Genomic DNA, 25,087 nt, shown 5'->3' with positions numbered 1-25,087 from the left:
AGTCCCCCTACATAATGATTTTTAACACATCTAATACTTCGTCAGGCAACTCATCTTTTGTTCCTTTTAAGTTTTCAATGTAATCATAACGGAACTCAAATGCTTTATGAAGAATATGATGATACTCACGAACTGTAAAATCTGGTTCAAAACCTTCTACTTTTACATATTCTAAGTTTTCATATTTATAGAATGGTTCAAAATTAAGGCTACCTTCCACTAAGCCCTCTAACAAGCCTAATGTGACTTCCTTTGGAATTTTCTTATCCAAGAAGAAACCTGTATTCATAATATAGCAATCTACACCAGATTGAGTGAATAATTTTTTGTAGCTTTCATAATCGGTACGCAAGGAATAGGTCCGGAATGGATTTGCATAAGGTTCAATAACCAATGCGTTAGGATCTACATTGTCATCTAATTTTTCCGCTGTAGAACGACGTGTTGCTAGCGTAGCACCCATAGTAGCCGCCAAAATTGGATCGTCAATTTTTAAAATCGGTGGCAACGTTTTATCTTTCATCAACCACACGATAGCATTTACTGGGTCTTTCACAAAGTTCACACGATTGTCTGTCCAGAATTGCGATTTAATAGCACGACCATTGTTATTACGCACATCTTCTGCTAAAACAACTTTATTGCCATCTTCATCTAAGGTGACCCCAACATTTTGCAATGTTAATAGATATTTATTGGCAGGATGTTCCACCGGATAGTCTTGCATTTTATCAAAATATGTGGGTTCTAAAGCAATAGAGGATAAATCTTCTGTATGAATGATATACGCATCATCATGTAACACAGAAATATCATAGCGTCCATCATGTTGTTCATGGGTTAAGGTAGATTTACCCGAGCCCGATAACCCAAATACGCCAATCGTATAGGAAGAACCATCTTGTAAGTTATATCGTTTCATACCACCATGGCATGCCACATAACCATAACGATTTGCCAAGGACCATCCTAATGTAAGAGTGCCTTTTTTATGTTCCCCAAAATAGCGCATACCTAAAATCATAGCGCAGTTATGAGCAGGGTCAAAAATAGCTAGTCCTCCAGGGTATCCTTCTACCACATAATCTGGATCAGAATAGATAAAAATATCCCCTTCAGGAATTTCCTTACTCTCTCTGTAAAAAGCCTTTACTTCCTCATTGAAAAATTGGAAGTTGATAGCCCAGGAGTACAAGATAGAAGCATGTTCTTTAGGAATCATTAAATGTGCACGAGCGGTGAAAGCTTCATCCAAGCCTACAATAGCTTGCGCAGAAATCCACTCTTTATGACGGCTATCATACACAGCTTCACGAGCAATATCACATAATTCTACTTCGTTAATACCTTCATCACCGATGATACGACGTGCTTTTGCATAGCGACCTGTAGTTTTACCATTATTAGTAACTAATACTTTTGCATCTTGTGGTAAACCTTGCTCTTCCGCACGGTAGATTGGCATATCTAATACAATGACACCAGGTTCCTTAGCTGCTAACTCATAGGCCTGTGCAATGGATTTAACAGGTGTTACATTATTTCCATAAAACGCTGTTTCTATCGTACTTCTCAATTTAGAAAAAAGCGGGTTTTCTTTAATTTCGGACTGTTTCCATTTTAATCTTGTTGCCATAGTTTCCTCATTCGTTGTAACTTATTATACTTATGTATATTCTCTTATATTCTAACATTTAATTAAGTATTTCACAATATGAGCCCCATCATATACACGGTATTAGCCTTAGTAAATACAAGTATCTGTGATATGTATCACAATGTATTCTTACTATGCAGTGAGTAGATATGCAAAAACGGATGTCACGAGGCATGCACCTCATAACATCCGTTACTTATATATCTGCAACTAGGCTTTATGATTCATAACAGAATCGATGTCTAGTTCTTGTAAATAGGTTTTGAAAGCCTCTGCCAACTGCGGATTGCGTAATCCATATTCTACAGTAGCTTTTAAATAGCCTAATCGATCACCTATATCATAACGTACCCCTTCATAGGAATAGGCTAGAATTTTTGATGAAAGTCTAGCAATAGCATCAGTCAGCTGAATTTCATTGCCCGCTCCTTGAGGCGTTTTTTCTAACTCGTCAAATATGTCTGGAGTCAAAATATAACGACCCAATACGGCCAAATTCGATGGAGCATATTCAAGTGGTGGTTTTTCCACTAGCCCAGCTACTTCGTACACATTCGGTTCAATTTCATGTCCTGACACAATACCATAAGAGCTAACTTTTTCGGGATCTACAAATTGAGTACCTAAAATTGTCACTCCATCATGGGCGTAATGACAATCAATCAACTGCTTTAAACATGGACTTTGTGGATTATACACCACATCATCTCCCAAGAGAACAGCAAATGGCTCATCCCCTATGAAAGACTTCGCACAGTAAATCGCATCACCTAAGCCACGGGCTGTTTTCTGACGAATGTAATGAACTTTAATATTCGCCAAGTTTCGTACCATCTCTAGATGTTGTTGTTTGCCTTGTTGTTGCAATAGTTGCTCCAACTCCACACTAGTATCAAAATGATCTTCAATAGCACGCTTATTGCGCCCTGTAATAATCAAAATATCCTCAATACCAGAATCGATGGCCTCTTGCACAATATATTGTATAGTTGGTGTATCCACAATAGGCAACATCTCTTTTGGTTGTGCTTTAGTGGCTGGCAAAAAGCGCGTCCCAAAGCCTGCCGCTGGAATGACTGCTTTTCTAACTTTTTTCATGGCGTCCCCTTAGATTAAAAATCTTTCGCTACCAATGTATATTCCCATTTCTTTTGTTTCGTGCGATATGTCAAAGAGCCTTCAAAGGAATGTAAGTCTCGATGCCACGTCACATCCACATAGCGCAATACATGATTTTGCAAGTCTTTTTGGAATTGCACGCTGAAACGGTCCAATCGTGTAGCTTGCACACTCAATCCATAATACAAGTTGTACTTCACATCAATTTGGTCAAATGGATATGGAGAATCTACTAAGGCAGATACATTACTTTGACGATACCCTGTCCAAACTTTCACTCGTGGTCCCACATCTGTATTAGCTCCAACGCCCCAGTATGGCATGGAGCGAACCGTGGAATTATATCCATAGTAATCTCGTTGGTAGCCTCCATAGAAGGTAACATGGGTATGCTTACCTACATGGATTGGATCATGTGAAACTTCTCCAAAGTATTTTGCATGAGTTCCTTTGATATTGCCCTCATACCATTTACCATAACTAGCACCGCCACGAATGGTGAACGGTGTGCCCCCTACATGATAGGCATGTGTATGAAGCGATACTTCTGGCTTCTTCTCAACCCATACTTTTTTCGCATTTAGTGTAGCAGATTCACGGCTGTACGCGACCTTTGCTTCACCCCAAGGCAAGAAATGCACATATCCAAAGGATGGTTTAAAACCAATATTGGTTCCCCATGTATAATGCAAGAATAATTCTCCACGCTTAGATACAGGATAGTCAATTTTACCATTTAAACTCAATCCATCAGAGGAATTATATTTTGGTCTTGGCACAAAGGAAAATACACTCACTTGACCTTGTTTATCTTGACGCAAAGATACCGTATATTTTTTAACAGAAATGATTCGTTTATTTTTAATATAAAAGCTGGCGTTATGGATAACGGCTTTATCTCCAGGAAATACTTCTATATAATCCCCTTCTACACGATAATCCGGTGCCCCTTTGAAAGCAATGGCATGCTTTGTGGTTAACCAACCTTTTTCAATACGCCCAGTTTTACCATCAAAGTCCCCTACTTCTGCTTTCACCCAATATGGATCCGCATAGCCAAATACGTCCTTTGTATGCGCTTCACCAGTAGTCGCATTGTAGGTAATATGAGAACCTTTTAGGTCTTTTGTGTCCCCTTTATCTTCTAAAAAGCGATAATCTGATGTACTTTCATACTGTTGTGTCTTCGCATTACCTTCTATGTTTTGCGACAATAGTTGTTGATTGCCACGTTCAACTTCTACGGAGCCATTAGCCCATACACGACCAGTGGTATCATTATAATACATTTTATCTGCATCAATACGAACTGGCACAGCTGGCTTTTGTACCTCTTGTTTTTCTTTAGGAGCTACTGGCTTCACTTGCAGATTTGGTACATACTTTGTATCCGTAGATACAGTGGAACCCATAGGAGTTTGCACATACTGAACCGTAGCTACTTGGGGCTCCGCTTCAAATACTGGAGCTGTCGTATCTACTGTTTGTGCATGGCTTTGTGTACACGCCAATGCCGTCAAAATAGCAGCGGCTGTTACAGAATATCTTTTCATGCCCATCTCCTAGTTTTGCTCGCGTTTTACAATAATAACAGGTTTTTCTGTTAATGTATCATCTGGTACTACTTGCACTGGTTCTGCTTTTGCTTTTACAACTGGCGCTTGTGTAGCAACTGGCTCTGCTGCTTTTGGCGCCGCCACTGGCTCTACTGGAGCTTTAGGAGCTATGCCGGTATCCACACCATGTATTTCTATACCAGAAATAGTAACAGAAGATTCCGGTTGTACATATACAAGCGTTCCTGCTGGTAAATCAATGGATTTACCTTTTACAAAGAAACCACCTACTAAGCCCACTGGCCCCAATAACACAGCTCCCGCTACAGAGGCACCAGCCGCTTTTAATTCGCCTTTTGTTTTCGCTTTTGCTTCTTCCCCTTGGATAGCTGTGAAAATTGTGCCATCAATACCTTGTAATTGATCAAATACAATGTTCAATTTGGCATTACGACCAAAGGAACGAGCTTTTGTAATTTCTGTAATATGCCCAGTTCCTACCGTACCTTTAGGAATCAACAAAGTTTCTCCATCCATTACATCTTCGGCTACTTTGACATGTACCACATCATCTTTTACATTTTTTTGAGATGTCACAGGTTCTGTCAACTCTAGAGTAAATACTTGATCTGCTCCAATTGTGCCAGTCTTAGTTTTTAACGCTACTTGTGTGCCAAAAATAGATTGTTTTAGTTTTTGTACACGACTTTGTAAGGAGCCTTTTGTTTCTAGCCCATTCACACTGCGTTCCATTTCCCCAATGCGCTCTACAAGAGATCCACTATGAACTTCATCGAAATACATCCATTCCAAAGCATTCACTTCCTGATGTAACGTTACCTTTGTACCTTGCCCTTCTACAGATTTGTACAAAGATTCCACTTGACCAGTAATACTGCCTTGTTGTTTGGCTCCCAAAATAGTATCTTGCAATTGATGCACTCGATCTGTTAAGGCCCCTACTTGCACTTTACCATATACAGTACTTTCTAAGGCTTCTGTTTTTTCTAAAACAGTGTCTGGTGCAGCCCATACACTTGTTGTTAAAAGAGCGAATACGGCTCCCAATACAGCAGAACGTTTCATAGTATCTCCTCATCTCTACTAACACATAGATAGCACGGGCAAGCCCGTGCTAATCCATTAAATCTTCAAATCTATAATTGCCGATACACCGACCCCTTGAATGCGATTAGCAGTCGTTGGGTTTGTGCTATCAATCGGTACTAGTCCTTTTACGCGAGCTACGGAATTAAAACTAGCCTCTATTTGCGCTACCGCCTCAACACGTTCCACTTCACTACTAGGGCCTGTTACCTGCGCCGCACCAATATGGCCGCCTTTACCTAGACTTACAATAGGAACTACTTTTGTTGAGTACGTAGTACTCAAATTATTTTGCTTTAATAAATTATTCAAGAAATTATTGATGGAGTCACCGTACTTATCCACTAGAAAGCCCACGCCCCCTACTTTTAATACGCCTCCTACTAAGCTTCCTAAATTAAATGCCTGTGCTTGTTGAACGCCAACAACACCTACAGTGGCTACTGAGAATGCTACCATAGCAGCTACGATTTGTTTTTTCATCGTAATATCCTCCTTTTCCTTTCCATTGTATCAAAAAATACATTTTTATTCTATACAAAGTATACGGGATATGTATGATTTTTTCATGAAATATTACAATTTTCTAGCAAATTCGTGGCACTTGATCCTCTCCCAGCATATCCAAGAGGCGAATCCCACCTACTGCCGTTTGTAATCCTACTTTGCCGGCATTGCCATTCACCACATCGCCAATGATAACCGCATCACGACCTTCTGTGAAAGTTCGCATCATCTGCACTACCTCATCTGCCACATCAGCGCGTACAATGACAATCATCTTCCCTTCATTTGCCAAATACAATGGATCGTACCCTAGCACTTGGCATACGGCTTGCACTTCCTCACGAACAGGAATAGCAGATTCTTGTAGGCGAATCCCTTTTTGTGCGGAGTTGGCAATCTCTTGGAGCGTCGTCGCTAATCCACCACGAGTAGGATCTCTAAAGAAGGCAATATCTTTGCCAAAGGTTTCTAGCAACTTATGAGCCATTTTATGTAAAGGCGCACAATCTGTTTGTATCGTATCAGGCAGATCTAATCCATACCGAGTTCCCATGACAGCAATCGCATGGTCACCCAAAGTGCCTGAAATGATGACTTTCATACCACTTTCAATATAAGACGTACCTAACTGTACATAGTCCGGTACGATACCTACGCCAGCAGTATTGATGTAGATGCCGTCAACGGAACCTTTTTCTACTACTTTCGTATCCCCTGTGACAATGGACACTCCTGAAAGTTGTGCCATATCTGACATGGTTTGTAGCACGGTTTCTAAGGTAGAAATAGGCAATCCTTCTTCTAAGATAAGTCCACAAGACAAATACTGAGGCACTGCGCCCATCATGGCTAAATCATTTATCGTACCGCATACAGCTAATTTCCCAATGTTGCCACCAGGGAAAATATGCGGTGTCACTACATAGGAGTCTGTACTCATAGCCATACGTCCCGTTGTAACAGGAAATACAGCGCCATCATGTAATTCATTTAATATTGGATTCGAAAAATATTTCACAATATATTGGTCCACCAATTCATGGCTAAATTTACCGCCATTACCGTGGACTAAGCGAATACGTTCCATTTATTCCTCCCAGGTCATTCCACCACTGGAAAAACCATATTTATACCAAGCTGAACAACTGCCTTCTACCGATACCATACAAGCTCCTACTGGATGCTCTGGCGTACAAAGTTTACCAAATAAAGGACATGCATCAGGATGAATCATCCCCTGAATGACAGAGCCACATTGGCAGCCTTTCGGTCCATCACTAGTTGTAAATGTTTCTAAAGGTAGTTGCACCAACGCATCATAGGCAGACCATTCTCCGCGCAATTTTAAACCCGATGCGGGCAGTACACCAATACCACGCCAACCATCATCAGACGGTTCGTACAAGGTATCCATTAATTGTTGTGCTACGGAATTTCCCGTTTTCGCCACTACGGACCGATACGTATTTCCTACATAAAATTTCTTTTCTTTACGTTGTTCTAAGAGATTGACAATAGCTGCTAAAATTTCCACACCATCAAAGCCAGCAATACAACTTGGCATATGATATTTATCGGCCAAAAACTGATACGGCTGTTCTCCAATGATAACGCTTACATGACCTGGCAATAGGAATCCATCAATTTGATGATCTGGATTACTTAATAGAGCTCGTAATGCAGGAGGCACCAGTTTATGAGAAATTAAGAAAAATACATTCTTTACTCCCTTAGCATGCACCGCCTGAATAGTAGCTGCAATAACAGCAATAGTCGTTTCAAAGCCGATACCCAAGAAAATAATCTTTTTATCTGGATATTGTTCACTCAATCCAAGTACTTCCATGGGGCTATAAATAATTTCAATATGAGCCCCATTTTCTTTCGACTGCCATAAATTACCTGTGGTACCAGGAATCTTCAGCATATCTCCAAAGGTAGCGATGACTACATCCTCTCGAGCCGCATACGCCAAGGCTTGATCCATATATTGTTGGTCTGTCACACACACAGGGCATCCAGGACCGCTGATCAATTCTATACCTTTCGGCAACATTTGACGGATCCCTTCTCGAAAAATAGCCACTGTATGGGTCCCACAGACTTCCATGAATCGTACAGTTTCCTCTGGATTATGTAATTCGTGAATGCGCTCTAGTAAACTAGCTGCGACTTTCGATTTTTCCGTTAAAGTAATCTTGTTCAAGTTCTTCTAATTCGCGGAATGCCTCAAGGGTCAAACGCGCTTCCTCCTCATCTACAATTTGTACGGCACAGCCCGCATGGACTAATAACCAATCTCCAATTTTTGCTTCTGGCACCAATAACAGACTACACTCTCGTTGCACCCCTGTTAATTCCACGGTACCAATTGTTTCATTAATATGCACCAATTGTGCTGGTACTGCTAAACACATAGTATCTCCTATCTATTCATATAACTTCCTAACCATAATTGCCCTAAAGCGATACCGCCATCATTCATCGGGCTTTGGGTAGGCATGTGGACTGTGTATTCCTGTAATTCTTGCATCACTCCTTCTAGAAGAATGCGATTTTGGAATACTCCTCCACACAAGACAATATGCGAAATGTGTCGTTCCTCACAACATCGTTTCGCCATCTGTCCTATATAATATATCAAAGTTCTGTGAAAGTTCGCTGAGATTTTTGCTACACTTTCACCATCTTTTAATTGTTCTATCACAGATCGTACTAAACTCATTGTATCTAATACGCTTCCATCCATCTTCATGTCTAGGATAGTGCCCTTCTCTGAAAGCGCCAGTTGCTCTAACTCTATGGCAAGATGAGCATCATAGAGATGGACATGACCTAACCCCAACAAAGATGCGACGGTATCAAATAAACGACCACTACTAGAAGACTGTATCATCTGCATATGGGACATCATTTTCTCTAACAATTGCCACCCTTTAGGCAGTGATTCTTTCCACTGTTCTATCACGGTAGGCGCTCCTGTTGGATACAGCTGATTTACATACCATAATGCTTGGCGCCACGGTTCTCGTACGGCTACTTCACCACCTGGCAAAGGGGCATAACTCAAATGTGCCCTCCGTTCCATATGTTCTTTGTGGCAATATAAAAATTCACCACCCCATAAAGTGCCATCTGTGCCATATCCTGTCCCATCAAAGCAGATCCCTAATACTGGTTCCTGAATGTTATACTCCGCCAGTACCGCTGCCACATGGGCATGATGATGCTGCACTTCCATGACGGGTAATTGATGCTTCTCTGCATAGATTCTACCACACTGCGAGGTATAATAATTCGGGTGGGCATCCACAATGACTTGAGTAGGCTGTAATTGAAATAAGTCTTCATAACGCTTCGTCGTAGTCCACAATAAATCTTGCACTCGCTCATGTTCCATATCCCCCATATAGGGACTAAGGATGGCATGAGACCCACGGTTCATGCCGAAAGAAGCTTTCATATCGGCACCCATGGCAAGCATGGTAGAGCTCTTCTCTAATGGTACTACAGGAATGGACAAAGGAACGTATCCTCGGCTACGGCGGATTAGAATCGGCTCATTCTGAACCACTTGCACCACCGAATCATCCACTGGGGAAATAATCTCCCGATTGTGCGTCAATATATAATCTGCAATGCCCTGTAGCTCTTCTGCTGCCTGTGCATCATCATATAGCACAGGATCACCACTGCGGTTGGCACTGGTCATCACCCACAAAGCATCAGAGGGTATCAAGCTGTAATGATACGGTGCATAAGGTAAAAGGATACCTAATGTTGCCATACCAGGGGCTACACTAGGGGCTACAGGCACTATCTGTGACGTCACGTCTATAGCCGTCTTTTGAGTACATGCATTACAACATTCCTGATTAAAAACATGTTTTTTCTGATTTACATCAGTCATCTCTTTAAGAACCGTATCACACTCAGAAGTGGCACATGTTTCTAAATGTATAGTATTCGTATTATACGTTTTTATCTTTTGCAACAATACAATAGGCCTTGCAGGACTCAACAATAGTTCTTCTTCCTTTTCAGAAATGTATACATACTGTTTGGCAGTCTCCAAGGACCCTGCCATGACCGCTAAGGGTTTTCGAGGTCGTCCTTTGCGCTGTCGCAAGGTTTGCACTGCTGTTTCTTGTAGAGCATCACACACCAAGTGATAGCCGCCCACGCCTTTTAGTGCTACGATGGAACCATTTTGTATATGCTCTTTGGCTTGCTCTATCGCATCCAGTCCATTAGCAAACACCGTACCATCTGTACCTTTCAATGTAAACATAGGGCCACAGTGCTCGCAAGCATTGGGCTCTGCATGGTATCTCCGACCGCTTAGGTCGTCATATTCCTTCTGACAGTCTTCACACATAGGGAATACTTTCATTGATGTTGTATCACGGTCGTAAGGGGTGCTTTCAATAATCGTATACCGAGGACCGCAATTCGTACAATTCGTAAACCCATAGTGAAAGCGTCGATTTTCAGGGTCTTGTATCTCTTGCAAGCACGCCTCGCAAGGCGCCATATCAGCCCCAATAAAGGCATGTCCTTTCACACCATGAGAAAGGATGATGGTAAAATCATCCAAAGTCTGTAATTCCGTCGGTTCCATTTGTAAGGTATCGATACGTCCATGTATAGGTAACTCAGATTGCAATCGCTCTACAAACAGTTGGCAATCTGCATCCACACCTTGTACGTGTATCTCCACACCGCTCGTGTCATTTCTCACTGTGCCCACGATTCCTAATTCGTGAGCTAGTTTAGACACAAAGGGGCGGAATCCTATGCCCTGTACAATGCCCGTTACATGTATGGTGTATGCCTTCATAGAACCCGCCTCCCTTCTGTTATATAATTTTAGTGATTTTCTTGTCGGATCCCCGCTGCATCAAGTTCAGCTTGGATCATAATAGCACATTCAATCCGTTTTTTCTGTAATTTACATCCCATTTCGTATGGTGTGCTAAGGTCTCCACCTAATGTTTCATTATTCGCATGGCAACCGCCAGAGCAGAAGAATTTTGCCCAGCAATTAGCACATGTTTCTTTCGTAAATACGTGAGTGTTTCTAAACTGCGTTGGTATATCGTAGTTTTTCAAACCATCGAAAACAGTACCTATTACATACCCATCTTTACCTACATATTGGTGACATGGATAAATATCCCCATTTGGTACAACCGCCATATACTCATGACCCGCTCCGCAACCACGTAAACGTTTTGCCATACATGGTCCACGATATAAATCCATACGGAAGTGGAAGAAATTAAACTTCTCACCCCAACCAGCTAATTGACGTTCTAAATATAAGTCTGCCAATTTTTCATATTCTTTTTCAATGATTGGCATATCTTCTGGACGCAATACATAAGCGCCGTCTTCCCCAACCACTGGTTCCATAGACAAATGCTCAAAGCCTAAGTCGGACATAGCTTCTACGTCTTTGCAGAAGTCTAAATTATTATGCGTGTAAGTACCACGTACATAGTATTCACGACCATCACGCTGTTTGACTGCATTGACTAAGTTTTTCGCTACCGTTTGGTACGTATCTCTACCACCTGCACTTGGACGCATGCTATTGTGTACATCTTCTCGACCATCTAAAGAAAGAACTAAACTCATATTATGCTCATTCACATAATCGATTTTATCTTGTGTCAGTAACACACCATTCGTCGTTAAGGTTAATTTAAAAATCTTTCCATATTTATCTTGAATCGATTCAATATATTCTACGGTCTGTTTCACTACATCCCAGTTCAACAAAGGCTCGCCACCGAAGAAGTCAATTTCGCAATGTTGGCGTGGGCCACTCATGGAAATCAAGAAATCTACGGCACGTTTCGCCACGTCAAAACTCATTAATTCTCGCTTCACTCCGCCGTAATCACCTTGGCTGGCAAAACAATATTTGCAAGCTAAGTTACAATCATGAGCAATGTTTAAGCAAAGAGCTTTGACGATTGGCTTTTCATCCACTACAAGTTTGAACTCTGCAGACATAGGAGCAAAGAGCATTTCCTCTTTGATGAGTTCATCTAACTCATCCATAATTTCGTCTAATTCTGCTGCATCCTCTGTCGCATCTAGCGCACTGTGTACAGCCTCACGGTTTGTACCATTATAGATATCTAATACGCGATCGATAAGCTCATCGATAACATGGATAATGCCACTATTCACGTCTAGTAGAAAGAACTTATCTTTCATTTTAAATTTATGAATCATCGGTTGTAATTCTAACATTCATACCTCCATTAACTTACTAAAGTCTAACTTGTATTATATCACTTTATAGTCGCAACGTATAGAAACCTATCAATATAGGGTATACTTTTTCTAAAATTATAGTATGCAAAAAATTGTACTTTTGAAGTACATATGTTATAATTTAGACAAGCTAAAGATATAAAGGGTTAGCATACAGAATCCCCCTAGATCTGGTACATCTAAGGGGATTTTTGTATGTTTTATAGATTCATACAAAATCTAGGATTGTTACAAGCAAAGTAACATATCAATCCATTTGCAAATGTAGTAGCTAGCTACACTTGCCATGACTGCTACTATAAAAGATTTTAAAGGGTTATACATACTGTCACCTCCTCCTGTTACGGATTTGGTTTTCTTGTAACACTTTAGTATAATCCTAGATACAATATAAAGCAAACAAGCTGTCCACCGAATGGTGAACAGCTTGTTGCTAATCCAATGATTATTTTTGTTTGCACACTTGGTTGCCTACTGTACAGCTAGTTTTGCAAGCAGATTGGCAAGATGTTTGACATTCGCCACAGCCGCCTGTTTTAGCAGTTTTTTGTAGGGATTCAGTGTTAATTGTACGAATACGTTTAGACATCTTCATTCCTCCTAAGCACAAACTTACTCTTATATATTATCATCTAATACCGATTCAAGCAAGCGCAAGGAACAGGAATTAGTGAGCTAACGCTTCTTTCAATGTTTTAAGGTTTTCTTCCATGATGTCAAGGTATGTCACATTTTTTTGTGTTTGTTCTTCTGTTAAACCTTCAGCTGGGTTCAATACATACACTTTTACTCCAGTTTCAGCAGCGATGGCATTCGCCAATTTAGGGCTTACCAATTCTTCACTGAAGATAGCTTTTACATTATGTTCTTTGATGAAAGCCACAATATCCGCCATACGTTCTGGTGTTGGTTCTGCATCTGGAGATACACCCATGATACCTAATTGTTCAAAGCCGTATGCTTTTGCTAAGTAACCAAATGCCATATGGCTAACTACTAAGTGTTTATCGTGTTGTGTTTTACCAAATTCTTCATATTTAGCATGTAAAGCTTGTAATTTTTCTTTGTATGCTTTGCCATTTGCTTCATAGTATTTTGCATTCGTAGGGTCTGCTTTGGAGAAGGCTTCTACAACAGCATCTACTTCTTTAGCAACATTCATTGGGTCTAACCATACATGTGGATCAAACTCGCCATGTTCATGTTCGTGCTCATGTTTGTCTTCTTTTTGAGCTTTATCATGGTCATGTTTGTCTTCTTTATGATCTTTGTCATGATCGTGATCTTTATCGTGGTCATGATCATGTTCGTCTTCATCTTCATCTGGAGCTGGCAACAATGTTAACGATTTAGCTAATTCTACTGGTTGTGCTTGTTGTAATACATCTTTTGCTAAGATCTTTTCTGTTGGTTCCAGGCCCGCACCACTATATAGGAATACTTTTGCAGTACCAATTTCTTTTAAATCTTTTGCAGTTGGATCCCAATCATGCGGTTCTGCTCCTGGAGGCACTAATAAAGACACATCAACTTTATCGCCCCCAACTTGTTTCGCTACATCATATACAGGGAATACGGTAGTAACGACTTTCATTTTTTCAGCTGGTGCTGCTTGTTTTGTATCGCTACCACATCCAGCAATACCTACTGCAGTCGCCACCATAGTAGCTCCTAGTACAAAATAGGTTAATCGTTTTTTCCAATTCATGAGTATACTCCTCCTAACACATAAAAAAACAAGAAGTGATTAGATTTTGCTAATTCACTTCTTGATTATATCCGATTTAAAAAATCCGTGCTTGAATGCATGAGCAGTCTATACACTCAATTTCATTATCATTTAAATTTCTTAATCACTGCCACTGCCACTGGTGTTACTACAGCTACTGCTAATAGGGCTTCTGGAATACCATGAGACCATGCAATACCCATGACCACATTAAATACAGCTTCTGGTGAAATGTGTGTTGCCTTAGCAAATTCTACTCCATAAATTGTGTAGATACCAGTCATCACAAGGATTGTATTTGTCGCTGTTCCTAGGAAAGCTGCTAAACCGATACGAATGGCTTTCACCTTGATTGGCAAGTACATATATACCAACGCTGCTACTAAACCGATCAACATTCTTGGCAATACAGAAATGATAGGATTCATAAATGCAAAAGATAAAATATTAGGCGCCATGTAAGCTTGTACCATACTATACGCACCGAATAGGAACCCTACGGACATACCAACTTTAGGGCCTTCCACAACACCACCTAAGATAGTTGGGATATGCAAAATTGTGGCACTGATTGGCGGAATTGGCACAAAGCCCCATCCTGTCATGCCAAGTACAATGGTAATCCCTGCCAATAAACCAATGATCGTTAATTGACGCACCGTAAATTTTTGAGATGGCTGTGTTTGCAGCGCTGTTTCTTTTTCCATGTTTTCCTCCGTTCTTATTCCCTTAGGATATAAGTCGAACCAATAATAAAAAAATGGAACTCAGTTCTGCTCTTCTTGATACAGACTATACAGTTAGTTCCTCGTATAGAGTAGTACAAAACAGCGCTTCTGTCAATCAAAAAATGTAACTTTTCTTACACTACAAGAAAACGAACACCTTATGAGGTGCCTCATACAAGTGTTCGTTCTACCATTACAGCCCTAACAATTTTCTGCCTTCTTCCCAAGCGAAGATAGGTGTTAGGAATGTCATTAAATTTTCTTCTTCAAATGGATAGGCACGCATTCCAATCGCTTCAGCAGCCTGTACATCAGAAGGTTTATCACCCACAAAGTAGATTAATCGTTTTTCCAATTCATGAGTATACTCCTCCTAACACATAAAAAAACAAGAAGTGATCAGTCTTTGCTAATTCACTTCTTGATTATATCCGATTTAAAAAATCCGTACTTGAATGCATGAGCAGTCTATACACTCAATTTCATTATCATTTAAATTTTTTGATGACAGCTAGTGCCACAGGTGTTACAACGGCTACTCCTAATAGTGCTTCTGGAATACCATGAGACCATGCAATACCCATCACCACATCAAATACAGCTTCTTGTGAAATGTGTGTTGCCTTTGCAAATTCTACACCATAGATTGTATAAATACCAGTCAATACAAGAATAGTACTTGTGACTTTTCCTAAGAAAGCGGCTACACCAATACGGATAGCTCTTACCTTAACTGGCAAGTACATATATACCAACGCTGCTACTAAACCAATCAACATTCTTGGTAATATAGAAATGATTGGATTCATAAACACGAAAGATAAAACATTCGGTGACATATACGCTCGTACCATACTGTAAGCACCAAATAAGAACCCTACTGACATCCCCACTTTAGGACCTTCTACGATACCACCTAAAAGGGTTGGAATATGCAAGATGGTCCCACTAATTGGTGGGATTGGCACAAAGCCCCATCCTGTCATGCCAAGTACAATCGTAATCCCTGCCAATAAGCCAATAATCGTTAATTGACGTACCGTAAATTTTTGCGATGGTTGTGTTTGCAACGCTGTTTCTTTTTCCATGTTTTCCTCCGTTCTTATTCCCTTAGGATATAAGTCGAACCAATACTAAAAAATGGAACTCAGTTCTGTTCTTCTTGATACAGACTATACAGTTAGTTCCTCGTATAGAGTAGTACAAATCAGCTATTCCGTCAATCATAAAATGTAACTTTTCTTACACTACAAGAAAACGAACACCTTATGAGGTGCCTCATACAAGTGTTCGTTCTACCATTACAGCCCCAATAGCTTTCTGCCTTCTTCCCAAGCAAAAATAGGTTCTAAGAATGTCATTAAGTTTTCTTCTTCAAATGGGTAGGCACGCATGCCAATGGACTCCGCAGCCTGCGCATCAGACGGTTTATCACCCACTAAGAAACTGCCATCCACATCTACATTCCATTCCTGAATTGCTTTCGTTAACATCCCTGGATTTGGTTTACGACAATCGCAGTCTTTCTTGTACTCTGCCACCGTTCCTTCTGGATGGTGTGGGCAGTAATAATACGCCAATACTTTCACACCTTCTGCCTCTAATCGTCGAGACATTTCTTCATGTAACGTATGCACATCGTCTTCTGTGTAGTATCCACGAGCGACACCACTTTGGTTTGTCACTACAATAATATCATACCCACGTGTTTGGGCTTCTTTCATAGCTTCAATAGCACCAGGAATAAATTCTAATTGTGCAGGATTACTCAAATATCCTACATCCACGTTAATAACCCCATCACGATCTAAAAATAATACATTTCTAGTTTCCATTATTTTACATACCCTTCATTATCACGTAATAACGCACAATACTCATGGACTGCTTGTTCTAATGGTGTAAATCCTTTGTCATAGCCAGCAGCTAACAATTTTGTTGTATCTGCTTGCGTATAGCTTTGGTATTTACCCTTTAATACTTCTGGGAAATCGATATAACGAATCTCGCCTTTTCCAGCGAAGGAAATAACAGCTTTCATAAACTCATTAAATGTATGTGCATGACCTGTACCACAGTTGAATACACCACTAATTTCAGGGTGTTCCCAGAAATAGAAATTCACATTTACCACATCGTTTACATAGATAAAATCACGGGTTTGCTCACCGTCACCATATCCATCGATGCCTTTAAAGAGTGTAATTTCACCAGTTTCCATCAATTTATAATACATTTGACGCACCAAAGATGCCATCTTATCTTTATGTGTTTCATTCGGTCCAAAGACATTGAAATAGCGTAAGCCCACACATTGAGATTGTAATTGGTTTCTAAATTTTGCTACATAGCGGTCAAATAGTAGTTTAGAATACGCATATGGATTTAAAGCTTGTTCGCAAGATGGGTCTTCGCGGAATCCATTAGTCCCATGTCCATAGGTGGATGCAGAAGATGCATAGATGAAAGGAACTCGACGTTCTTGGCAATAATGAAAGAGATTTTTAGATCCTTCATAGTTATTTTTCATCATATATCTACCATCATAATTCATAGTGTCTGCACAAGCACCTTCGTGGAATACCACTTCGATAGGTCCACAATCAAAGGTATTTTGTTCTACCGCAGTATCAAAATCTTCATAATCGATATAATCTGCAAAATCCAACATTTCAATGTTGCGGATTTTACGACCATCCGTTAAATCATCAACAATCAAAATATCATTGCGACCTTTATTATTCAACTGTTTTACAATATTGGAGCCGATAAAGCCAGCACCACCAGTAACAATAATCATAGTTTTCCTTCCTCTATTAATCCTTGAATACGTTCAATGATTCCTGTTGTGGAATATCCATCTTGGAACGGCAAAATTTGCACTTTTTCTACAAACTCTTTGCCAATTACTTCTTCTGGCTTGTAATCTCCACCTTTGACCAATATATTTGGTCGCAACTGTGAAAGCACCTCTGCTGGTGTATCTTCTTCAAAGAGAACCACACCATCGACATAACCTAAAGAGCTCATCAACAAGGCTCTATCTAGTTCATGGTTGATAGGACGACTATCCCCTTTTAAACGGCGTACAGAACTATCTGAATTAAGGGCCACCACCAAATGATCACCCAGTCTAGCTGCTTCTTTTAAATAAGTCAAATGACCCCGATGTAAAATATCAAAGCATCCATTTGTAAAGATAACCACTTCGCCCCGATCTTGCCAAAACCGGATCTTTTGGGCTAATGCTTCTACAGAATAGACACTTTCTTTATCTTCTTTTTTAGCTTTCATAGAAGACAATAAATCTAATAATTCTTGACGATGGATCGGATAAGTACCAACTTTAGACACCACTACACCCGCTGCTGCATTGGCAGCTACTAAAGCGGCTCGGATAGATAAGCCCGCAATTAATGTAGTAAGCATCATAGCTACAACCGTATCACCAGCACCACTCACATCGAATACATCTTGCTGTTTTGTCTCTGCATTGTGCCATACATTACCATCTTTACGAACTAAGGTAATCCCTTTAGCCGAACGAGTAACAATGATAAAATCTAGTTCCATCTTATGTAAAATATGGTGCGCTGCTTTCACAACTTCTTCATCTGTATTCGGTACTTCATAGCCTACGGCTTCACTAAGTTCCTTCACATTCGGAGTAATGCAAGTGGCACCATTATATTTTGACCAATCAGAACCTTTCGGATCCACAATAGTCATAATGCCAGCAGCTCGAGTTTTACTGAATACTTGGCTTAGCAAGGATGGTTGGCAAATACCTTTCCCATAATCAGAAATCACAAGACCTTGTAAACCTTTGCGTAACAACTCATCTAGCCAAGTAAGTATCTCTGTTTCACTATCACTGGACAAGGGCTGATTCACTTCATAATCTAAGCGAATCATTTGCTGTTGCCCACCTAAAATACGTGTTTTCGTTGTAGTCGGAATAGACTCTTCTGTAAAAACGCCTGTACTTTGTATGCCATTCTCTTCTAATAATTGACGTACAATTTTGCCATGTACATCATCACCAATCCGTGATGCCATATGCACTTGGCAATCTAATTGCGCTAAATTATTCGCCACATTAGCGGCACCGCCCAAAACTTCCGTTTCACGTTGTACTAAGTTCACAGGTACCGGAGATTCTGGAGAGATACGACTTACATCACCAAAAATATAGCGATCTAACATGCAATCTCCAATAACCCCTACTTGTAACTGTGGCAAATCACGAAGTAAAAAGGATTGTAATGTACGATTAGGCATAGTCTTCTTCCACCAGTTCACATAAAATATGACCCGCTAAAATATGCATTTCTTGAATGCGGGCTGTCACTTTTGATGGCACTGCAAACGTTAAATCACATAATTCTGCCATCTTTCCACCTCCTTCACCAGTAAAGGCAAAGGTATGCATACCGATATTACGGGCAGACTCTACGGCTTTCACTACATTTTTACTATTCCCAGATGTAGAAATACCAATCAAAATATCTCCGGAACGGCCTAGGCCATCTACTTGGCGTGCAAATACTTCATCATAGCCATAATCATTGCCTACGGCTGTCAAAATAGACGTATCTGTAGTCAATGCAATAGAAGCCAAAGAACGGCGTTCTTTTTGGAACCGTCCTACTAATTCTGCTGCTAAATGCTGAGAATCTGCAGCAGATCCACCATTACCACAAAATAAAATTTTATTGCCTGCTGCTAGCGCTACTTTACAACGCTCCGCCATAGCTTCAATAACACCCATCACTTCATACGTAGCACTCAATGTGTCTACATGATCTGAAAAACGGGCACTAACAATTGGATGTAATTCACTCATGTGTTGTATCCTTTCCATAATTGTCCAATAATTCGTGTAATTCTTGCAAGAAACTTTCTACATTGTTAAATTGTCGATATACGGAGGCAAATCGCACATACGCAACTTGGTCTACATCTTTCAACAAGGATAATACAATTTCACCAATTCGTTCCGTAGTCACTTCTTGCTCTACTTCCATACGAATTTGTTTTTCTGTTTCATTCACAATCGATTCTAATTGATCCGTAGAAATCCCTCGTTTACTACAAGATCTCCACAAGCCATTCATCAATTTAGATCGATCAAATAATTCTTTTTTCTGATCTCGTTTGATCACCATAATCGGTAAATCTTCAATGACTTCATAGGTCGTGAACCGCTTGCCACAGCTCATACATTCTCGACGACGACGAATATTATTATCGTCTGTAGACCGTGAATCTGTCACTTTGATTTCATCATGATGACAATAAGGACATTTCATACCGTATCCTCCTATTGGTTGTGCAAGAAGGTCTTTCCTTGCTGTTGAATTTCTTCTATAAAAGTATCTAACATTTCATAGCGTTTGCGATACATATTTCGTTTATGTGTTTTCGCCGTTTCGTAAGTTTTACGTTCCTCTGCTAAAGGAATCACAAAGAACCTAGAATCTTTCTCCCATACATGACCACCTAATTCTTCCCAAAAGTCATCAAATTTCACTAACTTATGACGATTGAAACGAATTAAATGTGTATTTGTATAGAACCCTTCGTCGGACACTGCATACAAGGTCTCAATACCTAAGCAAGTGGCTAATTGGCGTAATAAAAAGAACATAAAGTTTTTAGGACGGTAGCCATGCATTTTTTTCGTTAGCTTTTTCGCCTTATCTAAACCCTCTTTATATCCCTGAATAGTACCAACCCAAATACATGGTTGTCCCGATGGATCCACACCTAATCGGAAGTTAATATGATAGATTCCATCCCCTTCGTAGGTTAAGATCAAACTAAGTAATCCTTCTTTTCGTTGCCCAGGCATATATTGTAGAATAGACTCTAAAGCTAATTCTTCAGAATGCCATAAACGAATACCACTTTCAGAGGGACTGTACAAAGCACGAATTGCACCGTCCGTGAAATATTTTGGTAATGCATCAAAATGTTGAGTAATACACGTCAAGCGTTCTTGGGCTGTCGATTCTTTATACAAGAATACGCGATTAATAATCTCCCAAATCCCTTCTTGATCTTGTAGCAAATTAGAATAGCTACGATAGTTTGCAAAATATGCTTCTAACTGTTTCAGCTGAGATTTATTTTTATAGGAACGGGCGGTGAACAAAAAGATACGTCGTTTTTCACGCCAGCTATGGTATCCATAGATTCTTTTACCTAATTCCCATTGTTGTTTTGCATATGTAAACACGGTTCATCCTCCTTAGGATAGACTATATCAAGCTATATTATACTCCATTTTAACAATGAAATTCAATGTGTACCCCTCATAGGTCATTGCATTTTCTATGAAAGTATAGTTTCATAAAAACTAGAGAGTCCTAAGACTACCGCTTAAAACTCTCTAGTGAAAGAAATGTCACTACATTCCCTAGTATATGTTGTTATTTACTTCCTGTACTACCGATACCACCCGTACGAATACCACGCGCATCGTCATCATTGGTCAGCAAGTATTTCGAGAAGATACCTTGCGCTACTCGTTCCCCTTTTTCCAAGGCAACAGGAGCGTCTGTGATGTTGTACACAGCAATCATAATATGACCTTCGTTATCTTCATTGTTATAGTAATCAGAGTCGATAATCCCTGTACTATTTGTGAGCATCAAACCTCGTTTAATGGCCATGCTCGAGCGAACGTGGATCGCCAAATATTCATCATAATGCATGAACGCTTTCAGTCCTGTCGGAATTAATACCGTTTCCTTAGGTCCTACCACAACAGATTCTGCACATTCAATGTCATAGCCTGCACTTTCAGAAGTCTTACGCTTCGGCAAATTGATGCCTTGCCCTTCAAAGGCAGACACTACTTCAAATCCACGAATATCCATAGTGCACCTCGATTATTTCAATAGCTCTTTTCGGGATAAATTGATACGACCTTTGTCATCAATTTCGATAACTTTGACCATAATTTCATCGCCTACATTCACTACATCTTCTACTTTTTCCACACGTTCTTTTGCTAATTGAGAAATATGAACCAAACCTTCTTTACCTGGCAATACTTCTACGAAAGCACCGAAGTTCATCAAACGAGTGACTTTACCCATGTACACTTCGCCTGCTTCCACTTCTTTTGTCAAGTTCGTAATGATTTGGATTGCTTTTTCAGCTGCTTCCCCTTCTACTGCAGCAATGGAGATAGTGCCATCATCTTCGATATCGATTTTAGCGCCAGTTTCTTCAATGATGCCACGGATAACTTTGCCGCCTGTACCGATAACGTCACGAATTTTATCTGGATCAATTTTCATCGTTACGATGCGAGGAGCCCATTTAGACATTTCTTCACGTGGTGCTTGGATAGCTTCCATCATTTTACCCATGATGTGCATACGACCTTTGTGAGCTTGTGCTAATGCTTCTTCTAAGATTTCACGAGATAAACCGGAAATTTTAATATCCATTTGGATAGCTGTTACACCTTTTGTCGTGCCAGCTACTTTAAAGTCCATGTCGCCTAAAGCATCTTCCATACCTTGGATATCTGTTAAGATTGTGTAATGTTCATCTTGTGTTACAAGACCCATTGCCACACCTGCTACTGGAGCTTTAATTGGTACCCCTGCATCCATCAAGGATAATGTGGAACCACATACGCTGGCCATGGAACTAGAACCATTGGATTCTAATACTTCAGATACTAAACGCATCGCATATGGGAATTCTGCTTCTGTTGGAAGTACTGCTAATAAAGCTCTTTCAGCCAACGCACCATGACCAATTTCACGACGTCCAGGACCACGAGAAGAACGAGTTTCCCCTACGGAGAAAGATGGGAAATTGTAATGGTGAATGTATCGTTTTTCTGTATCTAAACCAATGCCATCGATGGTTTGTTTTTCAGACAATGGAGCCAAAGTACAAATATTTAATACTTGTGTTTGACCACGTGTAAACAGGCCAGAACCATGCGTACGTGGCAATGCACTTACGCGACAAGAAATAGGGCGCACTTCGTCTAATTGACGACCATCTGGACGGATTTTTTCTACCGTAATCATGTGGCGTACAATTTCTTTCACCATTTTTTCTAATGTAGCGTAGATATCGCTAGCTTGTTCTGGGAATTGTTCTACGAAATGAGCCAACACTTCTTCAAATACAGCTTGTTGTTGCTCTTCACGTTGCACTTTATCTGCACAGCGTACAGCTGCATCTAATTTTGCATGTGCGTAAGCACGAACTGCTTCTGCTACCACTGGGTCTACTTCTTTAATTGGGAACGCTCGTTTAGCATGACCAATTTCAGCTACCATAGTTTCTTGGAAAGCTACGATTTTTTTGATTTCTTCATGAGCTGTCATGATCACTTCTAAGATGATATCTTCAGGGATTTCATTCGCTTCCCCTTCTACCATCAAGATAGCGTCTTTCGTACCAGCAACTACCATATTTAATGTAGTTGCTTCTAATTGTTCTTTTGTTGGGTTTACTACAATGTTGCCCTCTACAAGACCCATGCGCACGCCGGCGATAGGACCTGCCCAAGGAATATCGGAAATGGATAATGCCGCAGAAGCACCAATCAATGCACAGATTTCAGGTGCATGGTCATGATCAACAGATAATACAGTAGCTACTACATGTACTTCATTACGGCTACCTTTATCGAATAAAGGACGGATTGGACGGTCAATCAAACGGCTATTCAAAATAGCAGATTCTGGTGGACGCGCTTCACGTTTAATAAAACCACCTGGGAATCTACCAACAGCATACATTTTTTCTTCATAATCCACTGTCAATGGGAAGAAGTCAATGTCTTTTGCCTCTTTAGATGCCGTTGCTGTAACCAATACAACCGTATCACCATATTGTACTAATGCAGAACCACTTGCTTGTTTTGCTAATTCGCCAGTTTCAATCGATAACGTGCGACCAGCAAGTTCCATTTGGAATCGATTCATTCCATGCCTCCTGTTTAATTCTTTATCCTTAAAAATCTTTATAGTTGTTATTATACACGAGAAGAGGGGGAAATACAATTTAAGTAGTGATACTGAGTCAGATACGATCTATAGTAGTCAAATATTTTACACTAATTGGGATTACCCTATTGTAAAGTATTTACAAACAAAATATTTTTCGACGTCTTTCCTTTTGTGCAATTTTATTGTATTATACACTTAAAAGCTTAAATTCATATATGGCAGTAGATTTTGTAAATGTCTTGCAGTGCTTTAATAGTACTTTATACCTAAAAATTATACTAGGAGGTGAGCTTAAAATGTTTTTCTTTTTTTCTGAGAAAGTTCATGGTGGTGTAGGTAATACTTATATATCTCCTTTTGAATCTATTAAACAGATAGATGAATCAGGAAATGCATTTTGGTATGCCCGAGATTTGCAAGAAATTCTCGAGTACTCAGAATGGAGAAACTTTTCAAAAGTAATTGAGAAAGCAAAAATTGCTTGTAAATCCAGTAATAATGCGGTTTCCTTGCATTTTGTTGACGTCAACAAAATGGTTCTAATCGGGAGCTCCACTGAACGATATGTACAAGATGTAAAGTTAACTAAATACGCTTGTTATTTAATCGCAATGAATGGAGATCCACGAAAGGAAGTTATAGCACTCGCTCAAACATACTTCGTAGTAAAAACTAATGAACGTGAAGATATAGAATGTTATGAAAAATACAAGAAAGATGTCAAGCGTGTAGAGGCTAGGGCTCAGCTAAAAGAATCAGAAAAAAGACTATCTCAAAATATCTATGAACGCGGTGTTGACAGCAATGGTTTTGCGCGAATACGTTCAAAAGGTGATACTGCATTATTTGGTGGACACTCTACACAAGTTATGAAAACTAAACTCGGTGTAAAGGGAAATCGTCCATTAGCTGATTTCCTCCCAACAGTAACTATTGCAGCAAAGAATTTAGCTACAGAAATGACGAATCATAATGTAGAACAAAATGATATGTACGGAGAATCTCCTATTACAGATGAGCACATCCAAAATAACTCAACCATTCGTAAAATGCTAGTAAATCGAGGCATTAAACCTGAAGAGTTGCCGCCTGAAAAAGATGTAAAAAAGGTTGAAAGAACTATTCATAAAAATTTAAATTCTAATAGTAAGGGTCTATCCAAATAGACTATACTATAATAAAAAAGGGATCCACATACCCTTTTACATATTGAAATATAAAAACAGAGAAAAGTTGATGTAATTTAATCAATTTTTCTCTATTTTTTATGGTTCTATAATATACCTTGGAGGGACAGCAAAAGCTACCCCCAAGGTATATTTTTTATGCCTTGAATTTATGATCTAAGTGCAACTAAAAAAGATTCATAGCTTTCTGATAAAATAGTGTTTGCAAAGACATCTAAA

The 25,087-nt window shown here is 39.8% G+C and carries 24 protein-coding genes; 1 reads left to right on the top strand and 23 read right to left on the bottom strand.

The genetic code is table 11. The features are described 5' to 3' along the window. Positions 1-7 precede the first annotated feature (7 nt). From EO118_RS06185 to EO118_RS06075, 23 genes are all read right to left on the bottom strand, one after another. The gene (locus EO118_RS06185) at positions 8-1,636 is read right to left on the bottom strand and encodes a phosphoenolpyruvate carboxykinase (ATP) (RefSeq protein WP_127069128.1); all 1,629 of its coding nucleotides are present in this window, start codon (positions 1,634-1,636) and stop codon (positions 8-10) included. A gap of 231 nt (positions 1,637-1,867) precedes the next feature. Further along, positions 1,868-2,755 (bottom strand): UTP--glucose-1-phosphate uridylyltransferase GalU, encoded by an 888-nt coding sequence (gene galU, locus EO118_RS06180; protein ID WP_127069127.1) that lies wholly within the window; start codon positions 2,753-2,755, stop codon positions 1,868-1,870. Positions 2,756-2,769: 14 nt separating this feature from the next. Continuing rightward, positions 2,770-4,329, bottom strand: a complete 1,560-nt coding sequence (locus EO118_RS06175) for an OstA-like domain protein (protein WP_127069126.1) — start codon at positions 4,327-4,329, stop codon at positions 2,770-2,772. Between the two features lie 9 nt (positions 4,330-4,338). Then, complete coding sequence (locus tag EO118_RS06170; RefSeq protein WP_127069125.1) at positions 4,339-5,418, bottom strand: hypothetical protein; 1,080 nt, start codon at positions 5,416-5,418, stop codon at positions 4,339-4,341. 57 nt (positions 5,419-5,475) lie between these two features. After that, a complete protein-coding gene (locus EO118_RS06165; protein ID WP_127069124.1) occupies positions 5,476-5,922 on the bottom strand; it encodes a hypothetical protein in 447 nt (148 codons plus the stop codon). Between the two features lie 103 nt (positions 5,923-6,025). Further along, positions 6,026-7,033: a hydrogenase expression/formation protein HypE gene (gene hypE / locus EO118_RS06160; RefSeq protein WP_127069123.1), complete on the bottom strand. Its 1,008-nt coding sequence runs from the start codon at positions 7,031-7,033 to the stop codon at positions 6,026-6,028. Continuing rightward, positions 7,034-8,152 (bottom strand): hydrogenase formation protein HypD, encoded by a 1,119-nt coding sequence (hypD, locus tag EO118_RS06155; protein WP_127069122.1) that lies wholly within the window; start codon positions 8,150-8,152, stop codon positions 7,034-7,036. Then, complete coding sequence (locus EO118_RS06150; protein ID WP_126939224.1) at positions 8,109-8,363, bottom strand: HypC/HybG/HupF family hydrogenase formation chaperone; 255 nt, start codon at positions 8,361-8,363, stop codon at positions 8,109-8,111. The genes hypD and EO118_RS06150 overlap by 44 nt, the downstream gene beginning before the upstream one ends. 8 nt (positions 8,364-8,371) lie before the next feature. Continuing rightward, a complete protein-coding gene (locus tag EO118_RS06145) occupies positions 8,372-10,786 on the bottom strand; it encodes a carbamoyltransferase HypF (protein ID WP_127069121.1) in 2,415 nt (804 codons plus the stop codon). Between the two features lie 29 nt (positions 10,787-10,815). Then, entirely contained in the window at positions 10,816-12,210 is a 1,395-nt protein-coding gene (scfB, locus tag EO118_RS06140; RefSeq protein WP_127069120.1) for a thioether cross-link-forming SCIFF peptide maturase, read from the bottom strand. A gap of 469 nt (positions 12,211-12,679) precedes the next feature. Then, positions 12,680-12,823: a six-cysteine ranthipeptide SCIFF gene (gene scfA, locus EO118_RS06135; protein ID WP_009353042.1), complete on the bottom strand. Its 144-nt coding sequence runs from the start codon at positions 12,821-12,823 to the stop codon at positions 12,680-12,682. Positions 12,824-12,901: 78 nt separating this feature from the next. Beyond that, a complete protein-coding gene (locus tag EO118_RS06130; RefSeq protein WP_127069119.1) occupies positions 12,902-13,942 on the bottom strand; it encodes a metal ABC transporter solute-binding protein, Zn/Mn family in 1,041 nt (346 codons plus the stop codon). 128 nt (positions 13,943-14,070) lie between these two features. Next, positions 14,071-14,670, bottom strand: a complete 600-nt coding sequence (locus EO118_RS06125) for an ECF transporter S component (RefSeq protein ID WP_127069118.1) — start codon at positions 14,668-14,670, stop codon at positions 14,071-14,073. 214 nt (positions 14,671-14,884) lie between these two features. Further along, complete coding sequence (locus EO118_RS06120) at positions 14,885-15,046, bottom strand: hypothetical protein (RefSeq protein WP_009353045.1); 162 nt, start codon at positions 15,044-15,046, stop codon at positions 14,885-14,887. 133 nt (positions 15,047-15,179) lie between these two features. Next, positions 15,180-15,779 carry an ECF transporter S component gene (locus EO118_RS06115; protein WP_062401874.1) on the bottom strand — a complete coding sequence of 200 codons (600 nt, stop codon included), beginning with the start codon at positions 15,777-15,779 and terminating at the stop codon, positions 15,180-15,182. 213 nt (positions 15,780-15,992) lie between these two features. Continuing rightward, positions 15,993-16,526 (bottom strand): D-glycero-beta-D-manno-heptose 1,7-bisphosphate 7-phosphatase, encoded by a 534-nt coding sequence (gene gmhB / locus EO118_RS06110; protein ID WP_127069117.1) that lies wholly within the window; start codon positions 16,524-16,526, stop codon positions 15,993-15,995. Continuing rightward, a complete protein-coding gene (gene rfaD, locus EO118_RS06105) occupies positions 16,526-17,491 on the bottom strand; it encodes an ADP-glyceromanno-heptose 6-epimerase (protein WP_062401879.1) in 966 nt (321 codons plus the stop codon). The genes gmhB and rfaD overlap by 1 nt, the downstream gene beginning before the upstream one ends. Further along, positions 17,488-18,972, bottom strand: coding sequence for a D-glycero-beta-D-manno-heptose-7-phosphate kinase (gene rfaE1 / locus EO118_RS06100; protein WP_127069116.1), 1,485 nt, complete (start codon positions 18,970-18,972; stop codon positions 17,488-17,490). Before rfaE1 ends, rfaD begins: the two co-directional genes overlap by 4 nt. Further along, the gene (gmhA, locus tag EO118_RS06095; protein WP_127069115.1) at positions 18,965-19,537 is read right to left on the bottom strand and encodes a D-sedoheptulose 7-phosphate isomerase; all 573 of its coding nucleotides are present in this window, start codon (positions 19,535-19,537) and stop codon (positions 18,965-18,967) included. The genes rfaE1 and gmhA overlap by 8 nt, the downstream gene beginning before the upstream one ends. After that, the gene (gene nrdR / locus EO118_RS06090; protein ID WP_127069114.1) at positions 19,530-20,003 is read right to left on the bottom strand and encodes a transcriptional regulator NrdR; all 474 of its coding nucleotides are present in this window, start codon (positions 20,001-20,003) and stop codon (positions 19,530-19,532) included. Before nrdR ends, gmhA begins: the two co-directional genes overlap by 8 nt. Positions 20,004-20,014: 11 nt before the next feature. Continuing rightward, positions 20,015-20,932, bottom strand: coding sequence for a DUF535 family protein (locus EO118_RS06085; RefSeq protein ID WP_127069113.1), 918 nt, complete (start codon positions 20,930-20,932; stop codon positions 20,015-20,017). Between the two features lie 193 nt (positions 20,933-21,125). Continuing rightward, on the bottom strand, positions 21,126-21,575 hold the full coding sequence (locus EO118_RS06080) for a deoxyuridine 5'-triphosphate nucleotidohydrolase (protein WP_009353037.1): 450 nt from the start codon (positions 21,573-21,575) through the stop codon (positions 21,126-21,128). 12 nt (positions 21,576-21,587) lie between these two features. Beyond that, positions 21,588-23,657, bottom strand: coding sequence for a polyribonucleotide nucleotidyltransferase (locus EO118_RS06075; protein ID WP_127069112.1), 2,070 nt, complete (start codon positions 23,655-23,657; stop codon positions 21,588-21,590). Between the two features lie 320 nt (positions 23,658-23,977). On the opposite strand from EO118_RS06075, the gene dinD reads away from it, so the two are divergent. After that, a complete protein-coding gene (gene dinD, locus EO118_RS06070; RefSeq protein ID WP_127069165.1) occupies positions 23,978-24,847 on the top strand; it encodes a DNA damage-inducible protein D in 870 nt (289 codons plus the stop codon). Positions 24,848-25,087: the final 240 nt, after the last annotated feature.

Origin of the sequence: Veillonella sp. 3891 (genome assembly GCF_003992315.1) — a bacterium.
In the GTDB taxonomy this organism is placed as follows: Bacteria; Bacillota; Negativicutes; order Veillonellales; family Veillonellaceae; genus F0422.
This window is presented reverse-complemented; position numbering and strand designations above follow the sequence as displayed.